The sequence below is a fragment of the Bradyrhizobium sp. BR 1433 genome (genome assembly GCF_051547665.1).
In the GTDB taxonomy this organism is placed as follows: domain Bacteria; phylum Pseudomonadota; class Alphaproteobacteria; order Rhizobiales; family Xanthobacteraceae; genus Bradyrhizobium; species Bradyrhizobium australafricanum.
Genome location: NZ_JBPUGG010000001.1, coordinates 6,857,697 through 6,878,818, shown reverse-complemented (window position 1 = coordinate 6,878,818; position 21,122 = coordinate 6,857,697). Strand labels below are relative to the sequence as shown.

Here is a 21,122-nt window from a genome sequence, read left to right as displayed (position 1 = left end):
TTTCGAATGTGGAACAGTGCGATGGACCTTCAGGCGCTCACCGATTTCAACCTGGTGGCCGCGCATGGCGGGTTCGGCCGCGCCAGCCGCGCTTCCGGACGGGCCAAGGCCACGCTGTCCCGCCGCGTCGCCGAACTGGAACAGAGTCTCGGCGTCCGCTTGATCGAGCGGGGTTCGCAGAGCCTGCGATTGACCGATGAGGGCCGCGCGCTGCACGAGCGCACCAGCGGTCCATTGTCCGACATCGCCGAGGCCGGCGAAGCCGTGGTGCTCGGCGCGTCGACACCGCGCGGCCGCTTGCGGGTCAGCGCGCCGGTCTTGCTCGCCCATGTCGCGTTCGGCCGGATCGGTGCGCGCTTTGCGCGCGCCTATCCCGACGTCCAGCTCGAGATCGTCGCCGAGGATCGCCTGGTCGATCCGGTGGAAGACGGCTATGACCTCGTCATCCGTATCAACCCGTCACCGGATGAACGTCTGGTCGGCCGCCGCTTCCTCAGCGACGAGTTGCTCGTCGTTGCGCATCCCGATCGACAGCCGCCGACGACCGCCGCGCGCGATCCGGATGGCGTCTCGGTCGATGCCGTTCTGATGTCGCAGACGCCTCCGGACACGCTCTGGCACATCCGGAATGAACGCGAAGAGATCACGCTCAGGCCACGGGCGGTGCTGCGTCTCTCATCGATGCTGATGATGCGCGATGCTGTGCTCGCAGGCGCCGGCGCGGCGCTGCTGCCGAAGCTGCTGGTCGATGACGACATTGCCGCGAGGCGGCTTGCCTATTGGGGAACGGATGCCAGACCTCCGGTCGAGATCTGGGCGCTGCAGAGCTCGCGACGGCTGGTCGGCGCAAAGGTTCGCGCGTTTCTCGACGCCGTCGAGCAGGCATTCCCGAACCGGGTGTTCGTCCCGCCGGCCTGAGTTGCAGCCCGGACGATGCGCCTCAGGTCATGCTGCCCGGCATGAAGCAGCGCACGCGCGGGTGGCCGTCGATATAGTGCTTCCACACCATGGTGCGCCCGATCTTGTTCGGCTCGGTAATCACGGCCTCGTTCGGCACGACAACCCATTCATTGTCGATGAGCACGCGATAGTTGCCGTGATCAAACTCCCAGTCGGGATCGGCGACCACATAGCCGTCAGCATCCGAGCAGCATTGTCCATAGCCGCTGTGCAGGCTTTCGAACCAGGGCTTTAGCGGTGAATTGGCGTAGCGGCCGTCGTCCCGCGCCAGGGTCGGCGATGTCAGCCACATCGTCCCGAGCAGCAGTGCCGCACGCGTGATGGCGTGCATGTCGTCGTCTCCGTGTCGATCCAGCTGCGGGCGCGCGTCACAGACTGCTCGCCTGCGACGCTGCCGCCGCAGGCGAGAGCACGACACATCCGCGCCCCAGCACCTGACATTGAACGATGCAAGAGCAGGGCCAGACGGGATGCCGGAAGACTACGGTCGACGAAAGTATAGGGCGTGCAGCACGATCAACAACTCATTGCTGCGACCTCGGGGACGAGCGGCGGTGCGCTGCGCGACGCCGCCTGCAGCGCGCATTCGACGAACCGGCGCGGCAGCAGCGAAGCGTTGGAGCGCATCGCCACCAGCATGCGGCTCTCCGCATCCGGCGTGTCCAGCGGCTTCGCCACCACATTCATCACGCCGGCCTGCTGGTAGCAGGACGGCAGGATCGAAAGCCCAATCCCGGCCGCAACCAGGCTGAGCACGGTGCGCAGCTCATGCGCCTCCTGCACCACGCGCGGGGCAAAGCCCGCCCGCCGGCACAGCATCGCGGCCTGATCGCCGACACCGCAGCCGCTCTCAGCCATGCCGACGAATTCATGCTCGGCAAGGTCGGCCATCTCGAGCGCGCCCTTCGCGCCGGCCAGCGGATGATCCAGCGGCAAAAACACCATCAGCCGGTCGCGCCACACCACATGGACCTGCAGATCGGCCGCCGGCCTGAAATCGAGCGGCGGGCGCATGATCGCGACATCGAGCTCGGCGTCGGCAAGCGCGCGCAGCTGCGTTGCCGTCGACATGTGCCTGAGCTCGATCTTCACCCGCGGATAGCTGGCGCGAAAGCTGCGGAACAGCTCGGCGAACATGTCGAGCATCGGGACCGAGCCGGTGAAGCCGACCCGGATCATGCCGGCCTCGCCGCGCGCCGCACGACGCACCGTCTCCGACGCCAGATCGAGCTCGCTGACCGCACGCCGCGCATGTTCCAGCAGCAACTGCCCGGCCTGCGTCAGTTCCACCGCGCGCCGCGTGCGCGCCAACAGGCGCGTGCCAAGCTCTTCCTCCATCGCCTTGATCTGCGTGCTCAGCGGCGGCTGGCTGACATGCAAACGTTTCGCTGCGCGGCTGAAGCTGAGCTCTTCGGCCACCGCGATGAAGTAACGGAGCTGCCTGTAATCCATCGCTTATTCCAATTCCCTATAAGTCGGGGGTCAACAAGGTATTTGACCTCACGGGGCCGTTTCCCGATCTTCGCGCGAAATCACCAGTCCTCCAAGGGAGAAGCGCGCGAAATGCGTCAGGTTCAGGCACGACGGCGCGGCGCTCGCAGCGGGTCAGCCATGCAATATCGCAGCGGACGATAGAAGATGACCGTTCCGTTTCGCGTTCTCGTCACCGGCGACAGCCTCGCGCCGGCCGCCGTCAATGTCCTCAGCGAGATCGGTGCAGATGTCGTGCTGATGCCCGATGCCGTCACCCCTGAGCGTCTCACGCACGAGATGGCGCGGGCACCGACGCAGGCGATCCTGATGCGCGGCAATCCGGTGTTCTCCGCTGCCACCATCGCCGGCAATCCGCACCTGCGCGTGATCGCAAAGCACGGCGCCGGCGTCGACAGCGTCGATATCGATGCCGCAACCGCCAGGCGCGTGCTGGTGATGGTCGCGGGCGACGCGAATGCGCCTGCGGTTGCCGAGCACACCATCGCATTAATCCTCGCGCTCGGGCGCGACGTCGTCAGCCTGAACGCGCGAACCCATTCCGGCGCCTGGGACCGCGCCACCTATCGCGGCCGCGAAATCAGCGGTCGCACAATCGGCCTGGTCGGCTTCGGTCGCATCGCCCGGCACGTCGCCCGCGCGGCGGCCGCGCTCGGCATGAGCGTCGTCGCGCTCGGCCGGAGCAAGGGCCGCGTCGATCCGGCACTGGCGCGCGAAGCCGCCGATCTCGCCGAATTGCTCGCGGTCTCCGACATCGTCAGCCTGCACGCGCCGCTGACCGATACGACGCGCGGCATGATCGATGCCGGACAGCTCAGCGCCATGAAGCCTGGCTCGCTCCTGATCAACACCGCGCGCGGCGCGCTGGTCGACGAGGACGCGTTGTGCGCGGCGCTGCGAAGTGGCCATCTCGCCGGTGCCGGCCTCGACACGCTGGCGGAGGAGCCGCCGGCGAAGGACAGGCCGATCCTGCAGGCGCCGAACCTGATCGTGACGCCGCATATCGCAGCCCAGACCGGTGCATCGATCACGCGGACCGGCGTCGAGGCCGCGCGCAACATCGCAGCTGTCCTCACGCAACGCGACATCGATCGCACCAATGTGGTGAACCCGGCGGCACTCGACGCGCCTTAAATCTCGCAAAAACGGCCCACCAAGAGGCCGCGATATCAAGAGGAAACGAACATGAATCTGGGGTGGCTGTCCAAGCTGTCCGCCGTCGAACGCAAGACCTTCTTCGCCGCCTTCGGCGGCCTTGCACTCGATTCGATGGACACGACGATCTACGCGCTGGTCACGCCGGCGCTGATCGCAACGCTGAGCCTGTCGCGGCCTGACGCCGGCATTTTGGCTTCCAGCTCGTTGATCGGCACCGCCCTGGGCGGCTGGGTCGCCGGAATTGCCGCGGACCGGTTCGGCAGGGTGCGCGTGCTGCAATTCACCATCCTCCTGGTCGCGGTCTCGACCTTTGCCGCCGCCTTTGCCGACGGCTTCTGGTATCTCTTGGTCGCGCGCGCCATCCAGGGCATGGGCTATGGCGGCGAGGCCGCGGTCGGCGCCGTGCTGGTCGCCGAAGTGGTTTCGGCCGGCATGCGCGGCCGCGTCGCCGCCGCGATCCAGAGCGGATACGCCGTCGGCAATGCGCTGTCGGTGGCGCTGTTTCCCGTCATCTTCGGCTGGCTGTCGCAGGACATGGCCTGGCGCGTGTTCTTCGCGATCGGAATCCTCCCCGCGCTGCTGGTCTTCTTCGTCCGCCGCTTCGTGCCGGAATCCGCGATCTTCGTCGAGGAGAAGGCACAGCGCGCCGCCTCGCCGGCGCATAGCTTCTGGACCATCTTCACCGGCGAGCATCTGTTCAAGACGCTGGTCGCGACCTTCTTCACCACCGGCACGCTCGGCGCGGCCTATGTGATGATCACCTGGCTGCCGACCTATCTGCAAACCGGGCTGCATCTGCCGGTCACGCACACCGCCGGCTATCTCGCCGTCAACATCTTCGGATCGTTCGTCGGACCGATCGCCTTCGGCCTGATCGCCGACCGCATCGGCCGCCGCAAGGGTTTCATGCTGTTCCTGGTCTGCCAGGCGCTGAACGTCGTCGTCTACACCCAGGCGCCGATCGGTCAGGGCATCACCGTCATCCTCGGATTCTTTCTCGGCGCGCTGCAGGCTGGCCTCGCTTCCGGCCTGATGCCGACTTTTGCCGAGCTGTTTCCGACCAGCATCCGCGCCAACGGCGCCGGATTCGCGCTCAGCGCAGGGCGCGGCCTCGGCTCGATCGTGCCGGCGACCGTCGGCATTCTCTCGACGCGAATGCATCTCGGCGACGCAATGGCGATCTGCGCCATCTGCGGCTACACCGCCGCATTCTGCGCGGCATTGCTGCTGCCCGAGCAGCAGGGCATCGACCTCAGAACAATGGCAGCGGGCGGCGCGCCGGACGGCGCCGAACGCCCGCCGCACGAACGAGAGACCGGACACCCTAACAACATCCGAAATGGCGTCGCGACCCAATGAACGCCATCACAATGAACGGGAGGATTGCAATGGCCGGAGCGTCCGTCACTGAGCTCGAACAGCAGACCATCCGCCGCGTCTATTGGCGGCTGATCCCGATCCTGTTCGTGATGATGTTCTTCAACTATCTCGACCGCATCAATCTCGGCTATGCCGGGCTGACGATGAACAAGGACCTCGGCCTCAGCCCCGCGATCTTCGGCTTCGCGGCCAGCATCTTCTTCCTCGGCTACATGGTGCTCGAGGTGCCGAGCAACCTGATGCTGCACTTGCTCGGGGCGCGGATCTGGCTGGCGCGGATCCTGATCACCTGGGGCCTCGTCGCCGCGCTGACAGCCTTTGTCTGGAATCCGCTCAGCCTCTACATCATGCGGTTCGGCCTCGGCGTCGCGGAAGCCGGCTTCATGCCCGGCGTGGTGCTTTACCTCACCTACTGGTTCCCGGCGCGCTATCGCGCCCGCGCGGTGGCGGGATACATCATCGCCGGCTCGTTCTCGGCGGTTTTGGGCGGGCCGATCTCGACCAGCATCATGACCTGGTTCGATGGCGCTGCCGGTCTCCACGGCTGGCAATGGATGTTCCTCGCCGAGGGCGTGCCGACCATTCTGCTCGGCTTGTTCACGCTCTATTATCTCACCGACCGCCCGGCCAAGGCGAGCTGGCTCACCAAGGAACAGGCGGCCTGGCTGGAGGGCGAACTCGCCGCCGAGCGGGCCGAGATCGAGCAACAGGGGCAGCACAGGTTGATCGAATGCGTCCTCGATATCCGGGTCTGGCTGCTGGCGGCGCTGTTCGGCTGTGCGCTGGTCGGGATCTACGGCCTCTTGCTGTGGCTGCCGCAGATCATCAAGGGCATGGGCAATCTCAGCAACATCCAGGTCGGCTTCCTCTCGGCGATCCCGCCGCTGCTCGGCGTCATCGGCACCATCGTGGTCAGTCGCAGCTCGGACAAGACCGGCGATCGCAAGTTTCATCTCGCAGCAGTTTACTTGCTGGCCGCAGTCGCGATGCTCGGCAGCGCCTATGTCGCGAGCCCGGTGCTGGCCTTCGTGTTCCTGTGCATCGTCGGCTTCAGCCTCAATGCCGGCAATCCGCTGTTCTGGAGCATCAATGCCTCGCTGCTGACCGGCGCGGCCGGCGCCGCCTCGATCGCGCTGGTCAACACGCTGGCGCAGTTCGGCGGCCTGATCGGGCCATGGTGCATCGGCCTGATCAAGGACTCCACCGGAAGCTTCTCCTGGGCATTGGTCGGGATCGCCGGCTTCCTGCTCGTCGCCTCCGCCATCGCCGCCACCATGCGCGTCAAGCCGCGCGAGACGGAATTGACGGGCGCGATCCCGTCATCCGTCGCACACTGACACCCCTACCAAGGAAGCAACCATGATCATCGATTGTCACGGCCACTACACTACCGAGCCGGCCAAGCTGCAGATCTTCCGCGACAAGCAGCTCGCGGGCCTCGCCGACAAGTCGCGCCGGCCGCTTACCACCAATCTCGGCATCACCGATGACGAGATCCGCTCCAGCGTCGAGGGCGCGCAGCTTCGCCTGCAAAGGGAGCGCGGCACCGACGTCACCATCTTCTCGCCGCGCGCCGCCGGCATGGCACACCACGTCGGCAAGGAGGCGACCAGCCGCGAATGGACCACGATCTGCAACGACCTCGTGCACCGGGTCTGCACGCTGTTCCCGCAGAACTTCGTCCCCGTCTGCCAGCTGCCGCAGAGCCCGGGCGTCAAGCCCGCCAACTGCGTCGAGGAGCTGGAGCGCTGCGTGACGCAGCTCGGCTTCGTCGGCTGCAACCTCAACCCCGATCCCGCCGGCGGCTATTGGTGCGATCCGCCGCTGACCGACGAATGGTGGTATCCGCTGTATGAGAAGATGGTCGAGCTCGACGTGCCGGCGATGGTCCATGTCTCCTCCTCCTGCAATCCCTGCTTCCACGGCACCGGCGCGCATTACCTCAACGGCGACACCACTGCCTTCATGCAGTTCCTGACCTCGGACCTGTTCAAGCGCTTCCCAACCCTGCGGTTCATCATCCCGCATGGCGGCGGCGCGGTGCCCTATCACTGGGGCCGCTACCGCGGCCTGGCGCAGGACATGAAGCTGCCGCCGTTGTCGGAGCATCTCTTGAAGAACGTGTTCTTCGACACCTGCGTGTATCACCTGCCCGGCATCGAGCTGTTGACCAGGGTGATCCCGGTCGAGAACATCCTGTTTGCGTCGGAAATGGTCGGCGCTGTGCGCGGCATCGATCCCGAAACCGGCCATCACTTCGACGACACCCGCCGCTATATCGACGCGCTGCCGCTGAGCGCGGCGGACAAGGCCAAGATCTTTGAAGGCAATGCCCGCCGCGTCTATCCTCGCCTCAGCGCCCATCTCGACCGCCGCGCCCATTGAACGAAGCGATCGATGTTTACGGCCCCGTCATTGCGAGGAGCGTCAGCGACGAAGCAATCCATCGCTCCGCATCTGCGGAAGCATGGATTGCTTCGCTTCGCTCGCAATGACGGTGATGGTCCTACAAGCAAGATATTTCCGTCGTCCCGATTGCAAACGTACAATCACGCCCAACACACCGGAGAAAACCGATGGCCATAGGATTTGCTATTCACAAGGCGAAGCGGAAAGTGTCGCCCGATCTCGTCGCGCGCTACCGCACCCTGCCGGTCGCCAATATCAGCGATTCGATGTCACGGATCGCGGGCACCAACCGGCTGCGGCCGATGCACGCGGGCGGCTGGCTCGGCGGCCCGGCGCTGACGGTCAAGACCCGGCCCGGCGACAATCTGATGGTGCACAAGGCGATCGACCTGGCGCAGCCCGGCGACGTCATCGTGGTCGATGCCGGCGGCGTGCTGGTCAACGCTATCATCGGCGAGATCATGTCGACCTTGGCCGAGAAGAAGGGCGTCGCGGGCTTCGTGATCGACGGCTCGATCCGCGATGCCGGCGCGATCCGCGCCGGATCATTCCCGGTGTTTGCCGCCGGCGTCGCCCATCGCGGACCCTACAAGGACGGCCCGGGCGAGATCAACTGCGCCGTCTCGATCGATGGCATGATCGTCGAGCCCGGCGATCTCGTCGTGGCCGACGACGACGGCGTGCTCTGCGTGCCCTATGACGACGCCGAGGCGATCTGCAAGCTGACCGAGGCCAAGAAGGCGACCGAGGAAAAGGCGATCCAGCAAATCCTCGCCGGCACCAGCGACCGCCGCTGGGTCGACGAGGCCCTGCAGCGCCTCGGCTGCGAGTTCAAGGACTGAGACGATCGGCGGTCCCAAAGGCGGCGATGCCCGCCTTTTGGGCACGAATTTGCGCCAAGTCGGCCGGAATCATCCCGCCCGTATCGTGTGCGTGTGCCCGTCCATCAAAATCGGGAATTTTTCCCGATTCCAGATGGAAAAGAATCCCGGTCCCCCGGGATTGATCTTGTTTGCCAAAGCAAGGGCGTTCCCGCAGTCTCCGAGCCAAGGTTCGTCGGGGATCAAGCCGAACCGCGGCTTGGGGGTGGGCGTCATGGCTGCTGCGTTGTTGCGTGCGGCAACACGGTCTTTGTCTTCTTCGGTCTATACGCGAGGCGCTGCGGCCGTGCTGGCTGTTATTGGCTCTGCACTGCCATCGACTGTCCTGCATGCTCAGACGGCCGATCCGGTCCCCACTGAACTGCCGCCGGTCAACGTGATTGCGCCCACACCTCTGGCCGGCACCCGCAGCGCAAGGCCGGCGGCACGGCCGGTGGTTCGGACCACGCGAACCGCGCGAACCCGAACCGGACCTGTTGCTCCGGCAGCGGGCCCCGATGTCGGCACCGCTGCACCCGGCCCCTCCGACCGCGACTCCACCCTGATTGATCGCGACAAGGTTCCGTCCAACACCGCGGTGATGACGACGCAGGATTTCAGCCACAACTACTCGACGAACTTCCTCGATGCTGTGAACCGCAAGCTGCCCGGCGTCACGCTCGGCGACCAGACCGGTAATCCGTTCCAGCGCAATCTCGACTACCGCGGCTTTACCGCCTCGCCGGTCCAGGGCACGCCGCAGGGCATCGCGGTCTATCAGAACGGCGTGCGCATCAACGAATCCTGGGGCGACGTGGTCAACTGGGATTTCATCCCGGAAAAGGCCATCGACAGCGTCGCATTGTTTCCCAACAATCCGGTGTTCGGCCTCAACGCGATCGGCGGCGCGCTGAGCATCCAGATGAAGAACGGCTTCACCTATCAGGGCTCCGAGGCTGAACTGTTCGGCGGCTCTTACGGGCGCGTGCAGGGCAGCGTGCAGGCCGGCGGCCAGAGGGACAACATCTCCGCCTACGCGGCGTTCGAATCCGCCTATGATCGCGGCTGGCGCAACTACGCCAATTCGTCGCACATCAACCGCATGTATGTGGATGTTGGCGCACGCAACGACGACACCGAATTTCACGTCAATTTCACCGGCGCCAGCAACCTGCTCGGCAACGTCGCAGCGACGCCGGTGCAGATGCTTAATCAGCGCTGGTCGAGCGTCTACACCTGGCCGCAGACGACGCTGCTTCAGCTCGCCTTCGTCAACGCGACGCTGAACCACAATTTCTCCGACACCTGGTCCTTCCAGGGCAATGCCTATTTCCGCGGCTTCCGGCAGACCCATGTCGACGGCAACGGCACCGACGTGCATGCCTGCGACGGGGGAGACAGTTTGTGCATCGGCGACGACCTGCCGATTTTCGGTCCGGCGGGAGGTCCCTCGGTTCCGAACACGCTGGGCAACGCCTTCCTTGGCGAAGTCGACCGCAACCGGGCCGCGACCAACAGCTTCGGCGGCACGGCCCAGCTGACCAACTCGGACAAGCTGTTCGGACACGACAACCACGTCGTGATGGGCGTCAGCGTCGACCACGGCAACACGAAATTCACGGCGACCAGCGAGCTCGGAACGATCGATCCGAACAACCTGTTCGTGACCGGCACCGGCATCTTCATCAACCAGCCCGATGCCGGTCTCGCCCCGGTCGACCTGCGCGCCACCAACACCTACACCGGCGTCTATCTCACCGATACCTTCGACGTGACGAACAGGTTCTCGGTCACTGCCGGTGGACGATTCAACTATGCCGAGATCGATCTGCGGGACCAGACCGGGACAAATGACCAGCTCAACAGCAGCAATCGCTTCCAGCGGTTCAACCCGGTGATCGGCGGCACCTACAAGATCACCCCGAACCTCACCTTCTATGCCGGCTATTCAGAGGCCAACCGCGCGCCGACGCCGCTCGAGCTCGGCTGCTCCGATCCGGCCCGCCCCTGCGTCATCGATTCCTTCCTGGTGTCCGATCCGCCGCTCAAGCAGGTAGTGTCGCACACCGTCGAGGCCGGCTTCCGCGGCACCTGGGGCAACGACGCCAGGACCGGCGTGCTGAGCTGGGGCCTCGGCGCATTCCACACTCTGTCCGACGACGACATCATCCGGGTGCAGAGCCCCATCGGCACAGGCAATTTCGGCTATTTCCAGAATGCAGGGCAGACCCTGCGGCAGGGCATCGAAGCCAAGCTCGACTACCGCGTCAATCGCTGGAACGCCTATGCCAACTACACCTTCATCGATGCGACCTATCGAAGCGCAAATACGTTGCCGGCTCCCGACAACCCGAACGCCCTGACCGACCCGAACAACGATGACGTCCGGTTCATCAACGTCAAGCCGGGCGACCATATCCCGGGCATTCCGGCGCACCGCTTCAAGGCAGGTGTCGAGTACCTCGCCACCGACGCGTGGAAGGTCGGCGCCGACGTCAACGTGGTCGGCAGCCAATGGCTGATCGGCGACGACACCAACCAGAGCCAGAAGGTCCCGGCCTACGCGGTCGTGAACCTGCACACCTCCTACAAGATCACGCCGAATATCGAGGTGTTCGGCCTGATCAACAACGTCTTCAACCAGCGTTATTATCTCGGCGGCGCGTTCTACGAGACCGGCGGCTTTGCCAGCGCCGGAGTTGCGCCCAACCTGATGGCCCAGCTGACCGATCCGCGCACCTTCGTCCCCGGCATGCCGCTCGCGGCCTATGCCGGCATCAGGGCGAAGTTCTAAAGCGCGATGTGATTAGGTTGAATCGTCATCGCGCTTTAGCTCTTTGTTTGAGCATGATCTTTTCGGAAAACCGCTTTGCACTTTTCCGGATCATGCTTTAGGGCAATTCCTGGAAGACGCTACGCCACCGTCCCGCCGTCGACCGGCATCGCGATGCCGGTGACGAACGACGCCTTGTCCGACAGCAGGAACACCGCGACCTCCGCGATCTCCTCGGGACGCGCCGCGCGGCCCATCGGATTGCGGGTGACCGCGGCCTTGATCAGTTCCTCCGCATCGGCCTCGTTGTGGCCCGGCTGGTCCGGCCGGTTGACGAACACCCGCAGCATCGGCGTGTCGATCGCACCGGGGCAGATCGCGTTGACGCGGACGCCGTCCTTGGCGTGGCGCTTAGCGAGCGCGCGCGCCAGCCCGATCACGCCGGCCTTGGCCGCCGAATAGGTCGGGCTCCACGGCGAGCCGACCAGGCCCGAGGTCGATGCGGTGAACAGGATGCTGCCCTGGCGCCGCGCGGTCATCTGGCCGAGCGCCGCGTTGGTGGTGATCAGCTGCGAGCGCAGATTGAGATCGACGCTGAGATCCCAGCCTTCCAGATCGTCGATCACGGACGGACCGGGAATGCCGAGATGATTCCACACGCAGTCGAGCGCGCCGAATTCCTTCACCGTCGCCGTGACGATATCGCGCGCAAAGCCGTCGTCGCGCAGATCGCCAGTCAGCGCCAGCGCGCGCCCGCCGCCCTTTTTGATCTCGTCGACCACCGCCTTCGCGCCGGCCTCGTTCTGGTCGACCACCGCGACCGCCGCGCCCTCGCGCGCGAGGATGCGTGCTCCGGCGCGGCCGGCGCCCGATGCCGCGGCGGTGACGAGTGCGATCTTGCCCTGCATATCCATGTTTCGATCCTGACTGTGCCCGTGACTTCGAGCCTTCTTTGGTTCTGACGTTCTGGTTGAATCAGGACCGCAGCGCTGCCGTCTTGCGCTGACGCGCTAAAGCATGATCCGGAAAAAGTGCGAAGCGGTTTTCCGAAAAGATCATGCTCAAACAAGGAGATAAAGCGCGATGACGATTCAACCTAATCTCATCGCGCTTTAGCGGCCGCCGAACAGGACCGGAGACTGGCCGGGCAGCAGCTGCGAATGAATGTCGCTGTCCATCCGCTCCGCCCCTTGCTGGGTGAAGCTCGCGCCGAAGGACAGGCTGAGATTCGAAGTCGGCCGGAACTCGAGGCCCGCGCGCGCCGAATAGCCGGCGTTGACGCCGGGATTGCCGCTGAACGGCGCCAGCGGTCCGCCGGCACCGGGCGGATTGTATTTCAGGGTGTCGAAGCCGGCGAAGAAGGTCACGGGCGTATTACCGTCACCCCTGAAATTGTAGCCGAACTGCGCGCCCTGATATTCCAGCGAGCCGAACGCCGCCGATTGGCCGAGCGCGTTCCAGCCGACGCGACCGCCTTCGCTGCCGGCGAACCAGCCGTCGGGCCGGCCGTTCAGATACGAGAAATCGCCGCCTTGCGCGCCGGCGGCGTCAAAGCTCGGAAAGTTTCCGTAGGTATCTGCCTTCTGGCCGTCGGCGAGACTGCCGCCGAAGCCGAACAGCGAGCCCGGCGTCCAGTAGCGCACCGGGCCGGCTTGGGCATTGGCCTGCTGCTGGCCGCTCAGGCACAGCGCCAACACTGCGATTGCGGGGCCGAGTTTGCTTACCAAAGTGGTCATCAGATTACCGTCACGAGCACCGAGATTATACGTCCCGACGACCGGGAACGCCAGCCTGCGCCCCTACTCCACCGCGAGCAGCTTCTGCTTCAGCAAATCCGTCAACCAGTCGGCAAACACCTGCAGCCGCCGCGACAGATGCTGACGGTGCGGATAGAGCAAGGTCATCGGCATCGGCGCGGCGCGGTGCCGCGGCATCAGCTCGACGAGCTCTCCGGCATCGATATGCCGCTTCACGTCGTAGGCGGGAATCTGGATCAGGCCGAGGCCGGCGAGGCAGCAGGCGATATAGGCCTCGGCGCTGTTGACGGTGACGCGGCCGCGCATCGCGACCGTGCGTGTTGCGCCCTGCTCGCTCCACTCCCACTCCTCGGTGCGGCCGGTGGAGGGCGAGGCGTAGTTGACCGCCCAATGCGCGCCGAGATCGTCGGGCGTTCGCGGCGTGCCGTGGCGCGCGAGATATCCGGGGCTTGCGACATTGATCAGCGTCAGATTGCCGAGCGGCCGCGCGATCAGACCGGAATCGCTGAGCGGGCCGACGCGCACGACGCAATCGGCGGAATCCTCGATCAGGTTGATGGCGCGATCGGTGACGCCGAGATCGATGTCGATCTGCGGATAACGATCAAGAAAAGCCGGCAACGCCGGCGCGATGATCAGGCGGCCGATCCGCCCGGGCACGTCGACCCTGAGCCTGCCGGACGGTTCGGCGGCGGCGTGGCGGAACAGGGTCTCGGCTTCCTCGACATCGGCAACGACGCGCAAGGCTCGTTCGTAAAACGCCGCGCCGTCATGCGTGGGCGACACCTTTCGCGTCGTGCGATGGAGCAGCCGCACGCCGACGCGCTGCTCCAGTTCCGCGACCGCTGACGAGACCGACGAGCGCGGCAGGCCCAGCGTATCGGCCGCCCGCGTAAAACTCGCGCACTCGACGACGCGAGCGAAGATGCGGAACAGGTCGATGCGGTCCAAGATCGTCCCCGATTGTTCGCTGTTTCTGACAAGTGAGATCAGAATGCATGGCTTTATCGGCAAATTCCAGACGATATCGTCCTCTCCAGGTCTCGCGGCCGCAGGCGCTGCCGCGAGACCTGGAGAGGCGAACGCCATGACCGACCACAGCATCAAGGACAAGACTGTCATCATCGCCGGCGGCGCCAAGAATCTCGGCGGCCTGATCGCGCGCGATCTCGCCGCCCACGGCGCCAAGGCGATCGCGATCCACTACAACAGCGCGGCCACCAAGGCCGATGCCGACGCGACGGTGGCGGCGCTGCAGGCCGCAGGTAGCAAGGCGGTCGCCTTCCAGGCCAATCTCACAACAGCAGGCGCGATGGAGAAGCTGTTCACCGACGCGGTCGCCGCGATCGGCCGTCCCGACATCGCGATCAACACCGTCGGCAAGGTGTTGAAGAAACCGATGGTCGAGATCTCGGAGGCCGAATATGACGCGATGAGCGCGATCAACGCCAAGTCCGCGTTCTTCTTCCTCAAGGAGGCCGGCAGCCACGTCAACGACAACGGCAAGATCTGCACGCTGGTGACGTCGCTGCTCGGCGCCTACACACCGTTCTATGCGGCCTATGCCGGCACCAAGGCCCCGGTCGAGCATTACACCCGCGCGGCCTCGAAGGAATTCGGCGCGCGCGGCATCTCGGTCACCGCAATCGGACCCGGACCGATGGACACGCCGTTCTTCTATCCGGCCGAAGGCGCGGACGCGGTCGCCTACCACAAATCGGCGGCAGCATTGTCCGGCTTCTCCAGGACCGGCCTCACCGACATCAAGGATATCGTGCCGTGGATCCGCCTGCTGGTGTCGGACGGCTGGTGGATGACCGGCCAGACCATCCTCGTCAACGGCGGCTACACCACGAAGTGAGGCGCGATCTCGGTCGCCTTTACCATTCGAACCGTGTGCCGACTCCGACGGATGTCGAGCCCTTCGCATCGACATCCGACTCGACGCGGATATGGCGCGTCACGTCGACATTGGCCGACACTCCTGACTGGCTGGCGCTCGCGCCCGTCCGCACACCCACGCTCAGCCTGTCGCCGATCGCACGCGAGGCGCCGACCATCGGACCGCCCGCCCCGGCGCCCACGTCCAGATTGTCGACCCCGAGCGAGCGGCGCATGCGGTCCACCGTTCCCTCGCCACCGCTTGCGAACTGAGCGGCGGCCCCGGCGAGCTGCACGGCCTGCGAGGTCGTCAGGCTGCCCGAAGCCTTCTGAAAGAGAATGCGCGACAGGATCTCGTCCTGCGGCAACTCGGGCTGTGAATGGAAGGCGAAGACCGGCGCGGCCGCCGGGCCCGAGATTCCGACCTGCGCGGTGATGTCAGAGGCCTGTATCTCTGCCGCGAAATCGAGCTCGGGCGCGAGATCGCCATTGAAGGAGAGATTGCCCTTGGTGAAGGTCAGCGTCTTTCCGAGCACCACCAGCTTGCCCTGATAGAGCGAGAAGCCCCTTCGGAACCGGCGCGTTGCTCGTGCCGCCGACATGAACGGAGCCGCCGAGTTCCGCGGTTACCCCGCGGCCATGGATGAAGACGTGGTTCGGCGCCGAAACTGTCACGTCGAGCGCGGCGTTGAAGAGCGCCGGACGCTTCTTGTTGCCTTTCGGTGTCTCGGCCTTGCGCGCAGCCGCGAGCCGTGCAGCGGCCTGTCCGGAGGCGTTCACATGGTTGATGCCGTCGATCGGCTTCAGCGTCGACGGCAGGCGATCCGGAATATCGACGTTGACGCGGGTCAAGTCGACGCGACCGACGATCCGCGGATCGCGCGCCAGGGCGCCTGTGACGCCGATAGCGAGATTGGCCTGCGCGGTCGCCAGCGCGCTGGAAGCAAGCGTCGCCTGCTGACCGCGAATTGAGATCGTGCCTGGAAAACCGGCATCCGGGGCGACCCGTACCTCACCGGAGCCGGACAACATACCGCCGTTGGGCGTCACTGCGGTCAGGCGCTCCACGACGATGCGCTCTCCTTCGGCGGTGATTTTCGCCTCGACGGCATCGAGGCGCGTGCCGAGCATGCCGTCGCGGAAGGTACCCCCGCTCATGGTGGCGACACCGCCGATCTGGGGCTTGGTACGCGTGCCGCCGACACGGGCATCGAGCGCGACGCTGCCGGACACGGCACGGCCAGAGGCGGAAAGCGCGGCATTGGCGACGGCGGCATCGAGGCGGCCCTTCGCGGTTAGCGCGATCGGACCCGTGGCGTCGAGCGGCACCGTGCCCGATGCCGTGATCGCGCCGGCTCTTCCCGCGGCAATTGTGGTGTTCACACTCGCGCGGCTGCCGTCGAGTTGCTCGTCCGCGGCAACGTCGATCGGCGGCAGGCCGGCGCTTCTGGTCTGCGGCGCAGTGAGCTGCTTGACCGCGACCTTGTACTGGCCGGTCGGAGCGCTCATGGAGCCCGCAATCGCGGCTGACGCGTCGAGGGTCCCGCTCAGGCCCAAACCGGGTATCGCGACATCGGCCTCGCCGAGCGGAATCGCGTTGGCCACGGCCTTGAGGTCGAGCACCTGGCCGGCTTTGCCGTCCACCGTGAAGCGGCCGCGTCCAACCGCGAGCGCCAGATGCTCGATCAGCACGGTGCCATCGTCGAGCGTGAAGCCCGCGGGGCCCTGCAGCGCAATCGCTTTGGCGCCACGGCGCGCGGTGAAGCGGTTGAGATCGAACCGCACCCGCTCCCTGGTGGTCAGTGCACCCGCGGCATCGAGATCGAATCCGGCAGCCTTGGCGGACAGGCCGATCGTGCTCGCATCGGCATTGCCCGCGGCCGCCAGCGTGATGTTGGAGACTGTCTGACCGCCGAACTCGGCACCATTGACCTGCGCATCAGCATTGAGCACCGGATGGCTGTAGAGATCGGCGCCATCGGCGCGCAGATCGAAACTGCGGACGGCCGCACCCGCGGCACGGATTCCCGCGCCCTTGCCGGCAAGCCGGATCGACTGTTGGCCGCCATCGGCCGAAGCGGCAAGGTCGAGTGAGGCCGAACCGGCGAGCTCTGTAAGGGCAAGCGGCGAGAGATCGGCGAGCGCCCCGGCTGCGAAGCGAATTTGCCCGCTGGCGAATCTCTGGGCGTCGATCGTTGCTGCCCCCTTCAGGGATACCGATCCGATCGCGATGTCGATGGTCTTTGCGTGCCAACCGGCAGCGGCGGGAGCTGCGCGATCGTCGGGCTCCGACGATCGACGGCTCACCTGAACAATCCCGCGCGCTGGCTTGCCGTCGACGGAGCCGTCGAGCTTGACCTCGACAGCACAGACTCCGTCGATGTCGTTGACCGTCGCGGCGAGCCCGAGATGCGGAATTGGACGCCGCATCGCGGTGGCGCGATCCACCGAGGCCGCGAACGAAACCCCGGGATGTGCGAGCCCGCCGGTCAGGCCGACGTCGACAGCTCCCGCACCGGTGAGGCGCGCATCGGCCGCCGAGAGATCCGGCAGGTCCACACGCGCCGACAGGTCGCTCGAGTTGCGCGTCACTGTTCCTTTGGCGCGAACCGCAACATGGGCACCATCGATCGACGCGTCGCGGACCGTGTAAGTGTCGCGACCATCAGCAGAGATGTCGGCTGCGAGTGCGAGCCGCGCCCCCGCGAGCCCATCGAGCGCCGCAAGTCCCGTCGCAAGCTTCTCGCCGGCACCTGACATTCTGATATCGAAGCTGCCACGCTGTAAATCCGTGTCGAGATCGAGGCCGAACGCCACCGAGCCCTTGAGCTTCAACGCGGCAAGGTCAGCAAAGACGCCGAGGTCGGGCACGGTTCCGGTTGCCCGGCCATTCAGGCGATCGGCGCTGACATCGCCCGTATAGGTGGCCTGAACCGTTGATGTGCCGATCTCGAGACGCTCGATCCTGGCGCGGCCGCCCAGGTCGGTATCGCCATGGAGCACGAGCGACGCGGTGTTACCGATCGCGGCCGCCAAACTCGCATCGCGTGGCGCAATGCCGGAAGCGCGCAGGTTCGCGTCAAGGATGATACGCGTTGCGGGATCGCTGGCCTCGGCACGAGGAACGGCCGTGATCGAAGCATCAAGCGTCTCGACGTCTGCGTCCGGCAGATGAGCACCCGACAGCGCGAGCTTGACCGATGCTGTGGGAGCCTTGATTGGGCCGTTGACGCGGCTGTCGAAGACGAGGCTGCGGATCGAGCCATGGTCAGTCTCGGTCACGTCGCCGTTGCTTGGCAAAGCGCGGACCGAAGCCGCGAAATCCACGACCCTGTCGGCTCCGAGCAGACCTTTCGCGTCGAGCCGCGCGAGACGGCTCGTCAGCGTCAGCCCGTCCAGGGCGACGCTGCCGTCGTCACCAAAATGCGTCGTGCTGTCGAGATGGGTTTCACCGGTGAAGACCGGCGCGGCGATCGCCGGCAACAACGGTTCGAGGTGGCTGGCAAGGCGCGTTGCGAGCACTCGGGCCGCGCCGTTTCGGTCAAGCGCAATCGTGCCGGTCGCATCGATCGTGGGGCCGGCCTGCAACTTCAGGGCACCGCGAAAGCTGTCGAGCGTGCCCTTGCCGCCCAGTGCGAATGTGACGGGCGGCTCGCCCGGCAGATGGCCGAGCTTCGACATGAGTCCGTGGGCCGGCTCGTCGAGCGTGACGTCGAGGGTAAGCGCATTTCCCTGCGGAACGTAGGCGAGAGCGGCCTTGAAGTGGCCCGGAAAATCCTTGCGGGTGGCATCGAGGTTGAAGACGAGCCCTTCCGAGGGCGAGCCGAGCTCGGTATTGCCGGTCGCCGCGACACTCAAAGCTTCACCCAGAATTGACTGTCCCAGCGTCAGGGCCCGCAGGTCGAAAGCCTTCACCTGCACCTTCACCGGAAGGTCAGGCAGCATCGGCTGATCGGACTCGGCGGCAGGCTGGTCGGACGGAAGCGGCTTTCGCCTGATCTCAAGCGTGCCGATCTCGAGACGGTCGATTTCCAGCCGCCCCAGCAACAATGCGCTGCGTCGCCAGACGAGGCGCGCCTTGTCGAGCGTCAGCCAGACACCGTCCTTGTCGGTGATGCTAACGTCGCGGACCGTTGCATCCGAGGACAGCACACCATCGACGGCGCCGACATGGACCTGGGTCGCTGGCGTCGAGAGCGTCCGCGAGACGAGACTGGCCAGCACATCCTGCTGGTTCTCGCCGCTCCCGCCCACCATTCCGTAGAGAACGACACCAAGCACCGCGGCAGCGATGAGACCCAAGGCCGCGACGGCGGAACCGATAATGAACAGCCGTCGGATGCGCATCAGAAGGCTTGCCCAATGCTGACATAGATCGCGTAACGGCTGTCGCCGGGGCGAGGGTTCAGCGGTGTCGCAACGTCAAGGCGGATCGGGCCGACCGGCGTGAGATAGCGCAACCCAAGTCCCGCGCCGTAGCCCACATAGTCGTCGAAGCCTGGCAGGGACGATCGGGAGGCGGTGCCAAAGTCGAAGAATGGCACGAGGCCGATGGTGGGAGTGATCCTGACCCGCACCTCGGCGGAGCCCTCGATCAGGCTGCGACCACCGGTGATTTGACCGAACATCATCGGCGAAATGGTGTTGAAGCCGTAACCGCGTACGGATCCGCCGCCGCCGGCGAAGAAGCGATGTGCGTCCGGAATCTGGTCGAGCGGCGCGCCCGCAAGCGAGCCTGCGGCCAACCGACCCGCCAGCACGTAGTCGGCCTGCTCGTCGAGCGCATAATAGGCCGAGCCCGCAACCCGCGCTTCGAACAGATCGATCGTGGAACCCATCAGCTTCGGATAGGCATTGACGGTCGCCGAGAGGCGCACACCGCGCGTGGGGTCGAGCGGATTGTCTGTCGTGTCGTAGCGGCCGGTCGCCGTGAAGCCGATCAATGTCGCATCGACCCGCCCCAGCACGTCCTGCGATTTCGATTGCTCGACTTGGAGACCGGCCTGCAGCGAAGCCGCCTCCGAAAAGCGATGGATCACGCCGAATGTGCCGCGCACCGTGTCGTCAGTGTAACCGCCGAGGTCGTTGTTGCCGACACGCTCGCGGAACGCAGTGGCCTCGATCAGTAGATCGTTGGCCGTACCGAACAAGCCCGGCTTGATGAAGGTGCCGGTAAAGCGTGCGCCGAAATCCGAGCGGCTCAGATTATTGAAGCCGGTGAAGGACGTGCCGTCGATCCGTTGCAAAAGCGAGGCGGACGCTTCGAGCCTCAGGCGCTCGCCGCCGCCGAATATGTTCCGATCCTCGTAGTAGCCAGCAATGCCGGGACCATCGACGGTGGAATATTTCGCCGAGAGGCCCACCGCGTGCCTGGGCCTTTCCGTCAAATCGATGAAGACCGGCAGATTGCCATTCTCATCGAGCTGGTCCGCCTCGCGGACGCGAATTCCCCCGATGGCCGGGATCTTTGCGATCGAGGTTTTCGCCAAGGCAAGCCGCTCTGGCGAATAGGGCTCGCCTTCCCTCAGGTAGACATGCGTGGCCACCACTCTCGGATCGACATCTCCGCCCGAGATCGTCACGGCGCCGATGCCGGCCTTGGGACCCGCTTCGACCCGCAACCGAAAGTCCATCGCAGCGGCGCCATGATCGACGGTGGCCTTGACGTCGGCGACCTTCGCGAGCGGATGTCCGTTGCTGCGGAACCAGTCGACGAGCTTTACCTGCGCGGTGCGCAGGTCGGCAGAGATCGCGGGATCGCCGGACTTCAGCGCAAACGCGCGGCGCGGCAATCCCTGCGGCGCTTGGTCGCGCGGATAGTCTACATCAACGGCGCGCAGCTTGAACAACGGACCAAGTCGCGCGATGACCTTGACGGGCACAACGGTCCGATTGCGAAAGCTGTCGGCCCGGCGCGCGGCCGCGGCAAGCCCGATCTCGTCGAGGGAGATTGGAACTCCATCTATCGTCACATCGATCTGGGCGTTGTAGCGGCCAAGCCCCCAAAGGGCATCGAGCAGCGGATTGATATCCGCCTGCAGCCGGCGCGCGAGACCTTCCCCGTCCGGCGGCGGTTCCTGTCGAAGGCGATAGGTGCCGGCGGCATCGCGCAATGCCTGTTCGGCGTCGCTATCGTTCTTGCCCTCCGGCGTCTTGGCTTCGATCTCCAGCCGATAGGACAGCGTCGTGGCGCTGACCGGCGGCGGATCGTCGGAACCGAACAGACCAAAGAAGTCGAGCGCGTGAGCCTGCTCGCACAGCGAGCAACCGACGACAGCGACGCACGCTGAACGCAGAACGCGTCGCGCCGCAGCAATGAAATACCTTCGCCTTGCCCGCCCCGGCAAAGGCGGCGGGCATCGTTGCACCACAGATTGCTTGATTGTTCCGCTCCGCCTGCCTGTTGACGCGACCCGAGTCTCTGCACCTCAGGTTCCGGCGATCCCCTGTCTC

At 65.5% G+C, this 21,122-nt stretch carries 15 protein-coding genes and 1 pseudogene; 9 read left to right on the top strand and 7 right to left on the bottom strand.

What is annotated here, in order from left to right:
* Positions 1-21: 21 nt before the first annotated feature.
* Positions 22-918, top strand: coding sequence for a LysR family transcriptional regulator (locus ACSKB9_RS33045; protein ID WP_438078412.1), 897 nt, complete (start codon positions 22-24; stop codon positions 916-918).
* Between the two features lie 22 nt (positions 919-940).
* Here the strand turns inward: ACSKB9_RS33045 and ACSKB9_RS33040 are convergent, their stop codons facing one another.
* Together ACSKB9_RS33040 and ACSKB9_RS33035 are read right to left on the bottom strand one after the other, a co-directional pair.
* Entirely contained in the window at positions 941-1,291 is a 351-nt protein-coding gene (locus tag ACSKB9_RS33040; RefSeq protein ID WP_438078410.1) for a hypothetical protein, read from the bottom strand.
* A gap of 185 nt (positions 1,292-1,476) precedes the next feature.
* Positions 1,477-2,412, bottom strand: a complete 936-nt coding sequence (locus ACSKB9_RS33035; protein WP_438078408.1) for a LysR substrate-binding domain-containing protein — start codon at positions 2,410-2,412, stop codon at positions 1,477-1,479.
* Between the two features lie 186 nt (positions 2,413-2,598).
* Between ACSKB9_RS33035 and ACSKB9_RS33030 the strand changes: the two genes are divergently transcribed.
* The 6 genes from ACSKB9_RS33030 to ACSKB9_RS33005 all read left to right on the top strand — a co-directional run bounded on the left by ACSKB9_RS33030 (position 2,599) and on the right by ACSKB9_RS33005 (position 11,052).
* The gene (locus ACSKB9_RS33030; RefSeq protein ID WP_438078406.1) at positions 2,599-3,585 is read left to right on the top strand and encodes an NAD(P)-dependent oxidoreductase; all 987 of its coding nucleotides are present in this window, start codon (positions 2,599-2,601) and stop codon (positions 3,583-3,585) included.
* A gap of 51 nt (positions 3,586-3,636) precedes the next feature.
* On the top strand, positions 3,637-4,968 hold the full coding sequence (locus ACSKB9_RS33025) for an MFS transporter (protein ID WP_438078404.1): 1,332 nt from the start codon (positions 3,637-3,639) through the stop codon (positions 4,966-4,968).
* A 29-nt stretch (positions 4,969-4,997) separates the two neighbouring features.
* Positions 4,998-6,326, top strand: a complete 1,329-nt coding sequence (locus tag ACSKB9_RS33020) for an MFS transporter (protein ID WP_438078402.1) — start codon at positions 4,998-5,000, stop codon at positions 6,324-6,326.
* 22 nt (positions 6,327-6,348) lie between these two features.
* Positions 6,349-7,374 (top strand): amidohydrolase family protein, encoded by a 1,026-nt coding sequence (locus ACSKB9_RS33015; RefSeq protein WP_438078400.1) that lies wholly within the window; start codon positions 6,349-6,351, stop codon positions 7,372-7,374.
* A gap of 191 nt (positions 7,375-7,565) precedes the next feature.
* Positions 7,566-8,240 (top strand): RraA family protein, encoded by a 675-nt coding sequence (locus ACSKB9_RS33010; RefSeq protein ID WP_438078398.1) that lies wholly within the window; start codon positions 7,566-7,568, stop codon positions 8,238-8,240.
* Positions 8,241-8,565: 325 nt separating this feature from the next.
* Positions 8,566-11,052, top strand: coding sequence for a TonB-dependent receptor (locus ACSKB9_RS33005; protein WP_438078396.1), 2,487 nt, complete (start codon positions 8,566-8,568; stop codon positions 11,050-11,052).
* Between the two features lie 119 nt (positions 11,053-11,171).
* Here ACSKB9_RS33005 and ACSKB9_RS33000 read toward each other — a convergent pair whose 3' ends face one another.
* The 3 genes from ACSKB9_RS33000 to ACSKB9_RS32990 form a co-directional block, all read right to left on the bottom strand.
* Positions 11,172-11,945 carry an SDR family NAD(P)-dependent oxidoreductase gene (locus ACSKB9_RS33000; protein WP_018273423.1) on the bottom strand — a complete coding sequence of 258 codons (774 nt, stop codon included), beginning with the start codon at positions 11,943-11,945 and terminating at the stop codon, positions 11,172-11,174.
* A 198-nt stretch (positions 11,946-12,143) separates the two neighbouring features.
* Positions 12,144-12,767 (bottom strand): hypothetical protein, encoded by a 624-nt coding sequence (locus ACSKB9_RS32995; RefSeq protein WP_438078394.1) that lies wholly within the window; start codon positions 12,765-12,767, stop codon positions 12,144-12,146.
* Between the two features lie 63 nt (positions 12,768-12,830).
* The gene (locus tag ACSKB9_RS32990) at positions 12,831-13,739 is read right to left on the bottom strand and encodes a LysR family transcriptional regulator (protein ID WP_438078392.1); all 909 of its coding nucleotides are present in this window, start codon (positions 13,737-13,739) and stop codon (positions 12,831-12,833) included.
* Between the two features lie 136 nt (positions 13,740-13,875).
* On the opposite strand from ACSKB9_RS32990, the gene ACSKB9_RS32985 reads away from it, so the two are divergent.
* The gene (locus ACSKB9_RS32985) at positions 13,876-14,649 is read left to right on the top strand and encodes an SDR family oxidoreductase (RefSeq protein WP_438078390.1); all 774 of its coding nucleotides are present in this window, start codon (positions 13,876-13,878) and stop codon (positions 14,647-14,649) included.
* Between the two features lie 19 nt (positions 14,650-14,668).
* On the opposite strand, the pseudogene ACSKB9_RS32980 reads toward ACSKB9_RS32985, so the two are convergent.
* Both ACSKB9_RS32980 and ACSKB9_RS32975 read right to left on the bottom strand, forming a co-directional pair.
* A pseudogene (locus ACSKB9_RS32980) lies at positions 14,669-15,701 on the bottom strand (translocation/assembly module TamB domain-containing protein).
* Positions 15,702-19,015: 3,314 nt separating this feature from the next.
* On the bottom strand, positions 19,016-20,302 hold the full coding sequence (locus ACSKB9_RS32975) for an autotransporter assembly complex protein TamA (protein WP_438078388.1): 1,287 nt from the start codon (positions 20,300-20,302) through the stop codon (positions 19,016-19,018).
* Positions 20,303-20,314: 12 nt separating this feature from the next.
* Between ACSKB9_RS32975 and ACSKB9_RS32970 the strand changes: the two genes are divergently transcribed.
* On the top strand, positions 20,315-20,959 hold the full coding sequence (locus ACSKB9_RS32970; protein WP_438078386.1) for a hypothetical protein: 645 nt from the start codon (positions 20,315-20,317) through the stop codon (positions 20,957-20,959).
* Positions 20,960-21,122: the final 163 nt, after the last annotated feature.

Bases quoted from the DNA above. Each gene is read 5' to 3' on its own strand.
- ACSKB9_RS33000 (WP_018273423.1), bottom strand. From the start codon at position 11,945: ATGGATATGCAGGGCAAGATCGCACTCGTCACCGCCGCGGCATCGGGC.
- ACSKB9_RS33025 (WP_438078404.1), top strand. From the start codon at position 3,637: ATGAATCTGGGGTGGCTGTCCAAGCTGTCCGCCGTCGAACGCAAGACC.
- ACSKB9_RS32985 (WP_438078390.1), top strand. From the start codon at position 13,876: ATGACCGACCACAGCATCAAGGACAAGACTGTCATCATCGCCGGCGGC.
- ACSKB9_RS32975 (WP_438078388.1), bottom strand. From the start codon at position 20,302: ATGGACTTTCGGTTGCGGGTCGAAGCGGGTCCCAAGGCCGGCATCGGC.
- ACSKB9_RS33040 (WP_438078410.1), bottom strand. From the start codon at position 1,291: ATGCACGCCATCACGCGTGCGGCACTGCTGCTCGGGACGATGTGGCTG.
- ACSKB9_RS33045 (WP_438078412.1), top strand. From the start codon at position 22: ATGGACCTTCAGGCGCTCACCGATTTCAACCTGGTGGCCGCGCATGGC.
- ACSKB9_RS32970 (WP_438078386.1), top strand. From the start codon at position 20,315: ATGATCGACGGTGGCCTTGACGTCGGCGACCTTCGCGAGCGGATGTCC.
- ACSKB9_RS33035 (WP_438078408.1), bottom strand. From the start codon at position 2,412: ATGGATTACAGGCAGCTCCGTTACTTCATCGCGGTGGCCGAAGAGCTC.
- ACSKB9_RS33020 (WP_438078402.1), top strand. From the start codon at position 4,998: ATGGCCGGAGCGTCCGTCACTGAGCTCGAACAGCAGACCATCCGCCGC.
- ACSKB9_RS32995 (WP_438078394.1), bottom strand. From the start codon at position 12,767: ATGACCACTTTGGTAAGCAAACTCGGCCCCGCAATCGCAGTGTTGGCG.
- ACSKB9_RS33030 (WP_438078406.1), top strand. From the start codon at position 2,599: ATGACCGTTCCGTTTCGCGTTCTCGTCACCGGCGACAGCCTCGCGCCG.
- ACSKB9_RS33010 (WP_438078398.1), top strand. From the start codon at position 7,566: ATGGCCATAGGATTTGCTATTCACAAGGCGAAGCGGAAAGTGTCGCCC.
- ACSKB9_RS33015 (WP_438078400.1), top strand. From the start codon at position 6,349: ATGATCATCGATTGTCACGGCCACTACACTACCGAGCCGGCCAAGCTG.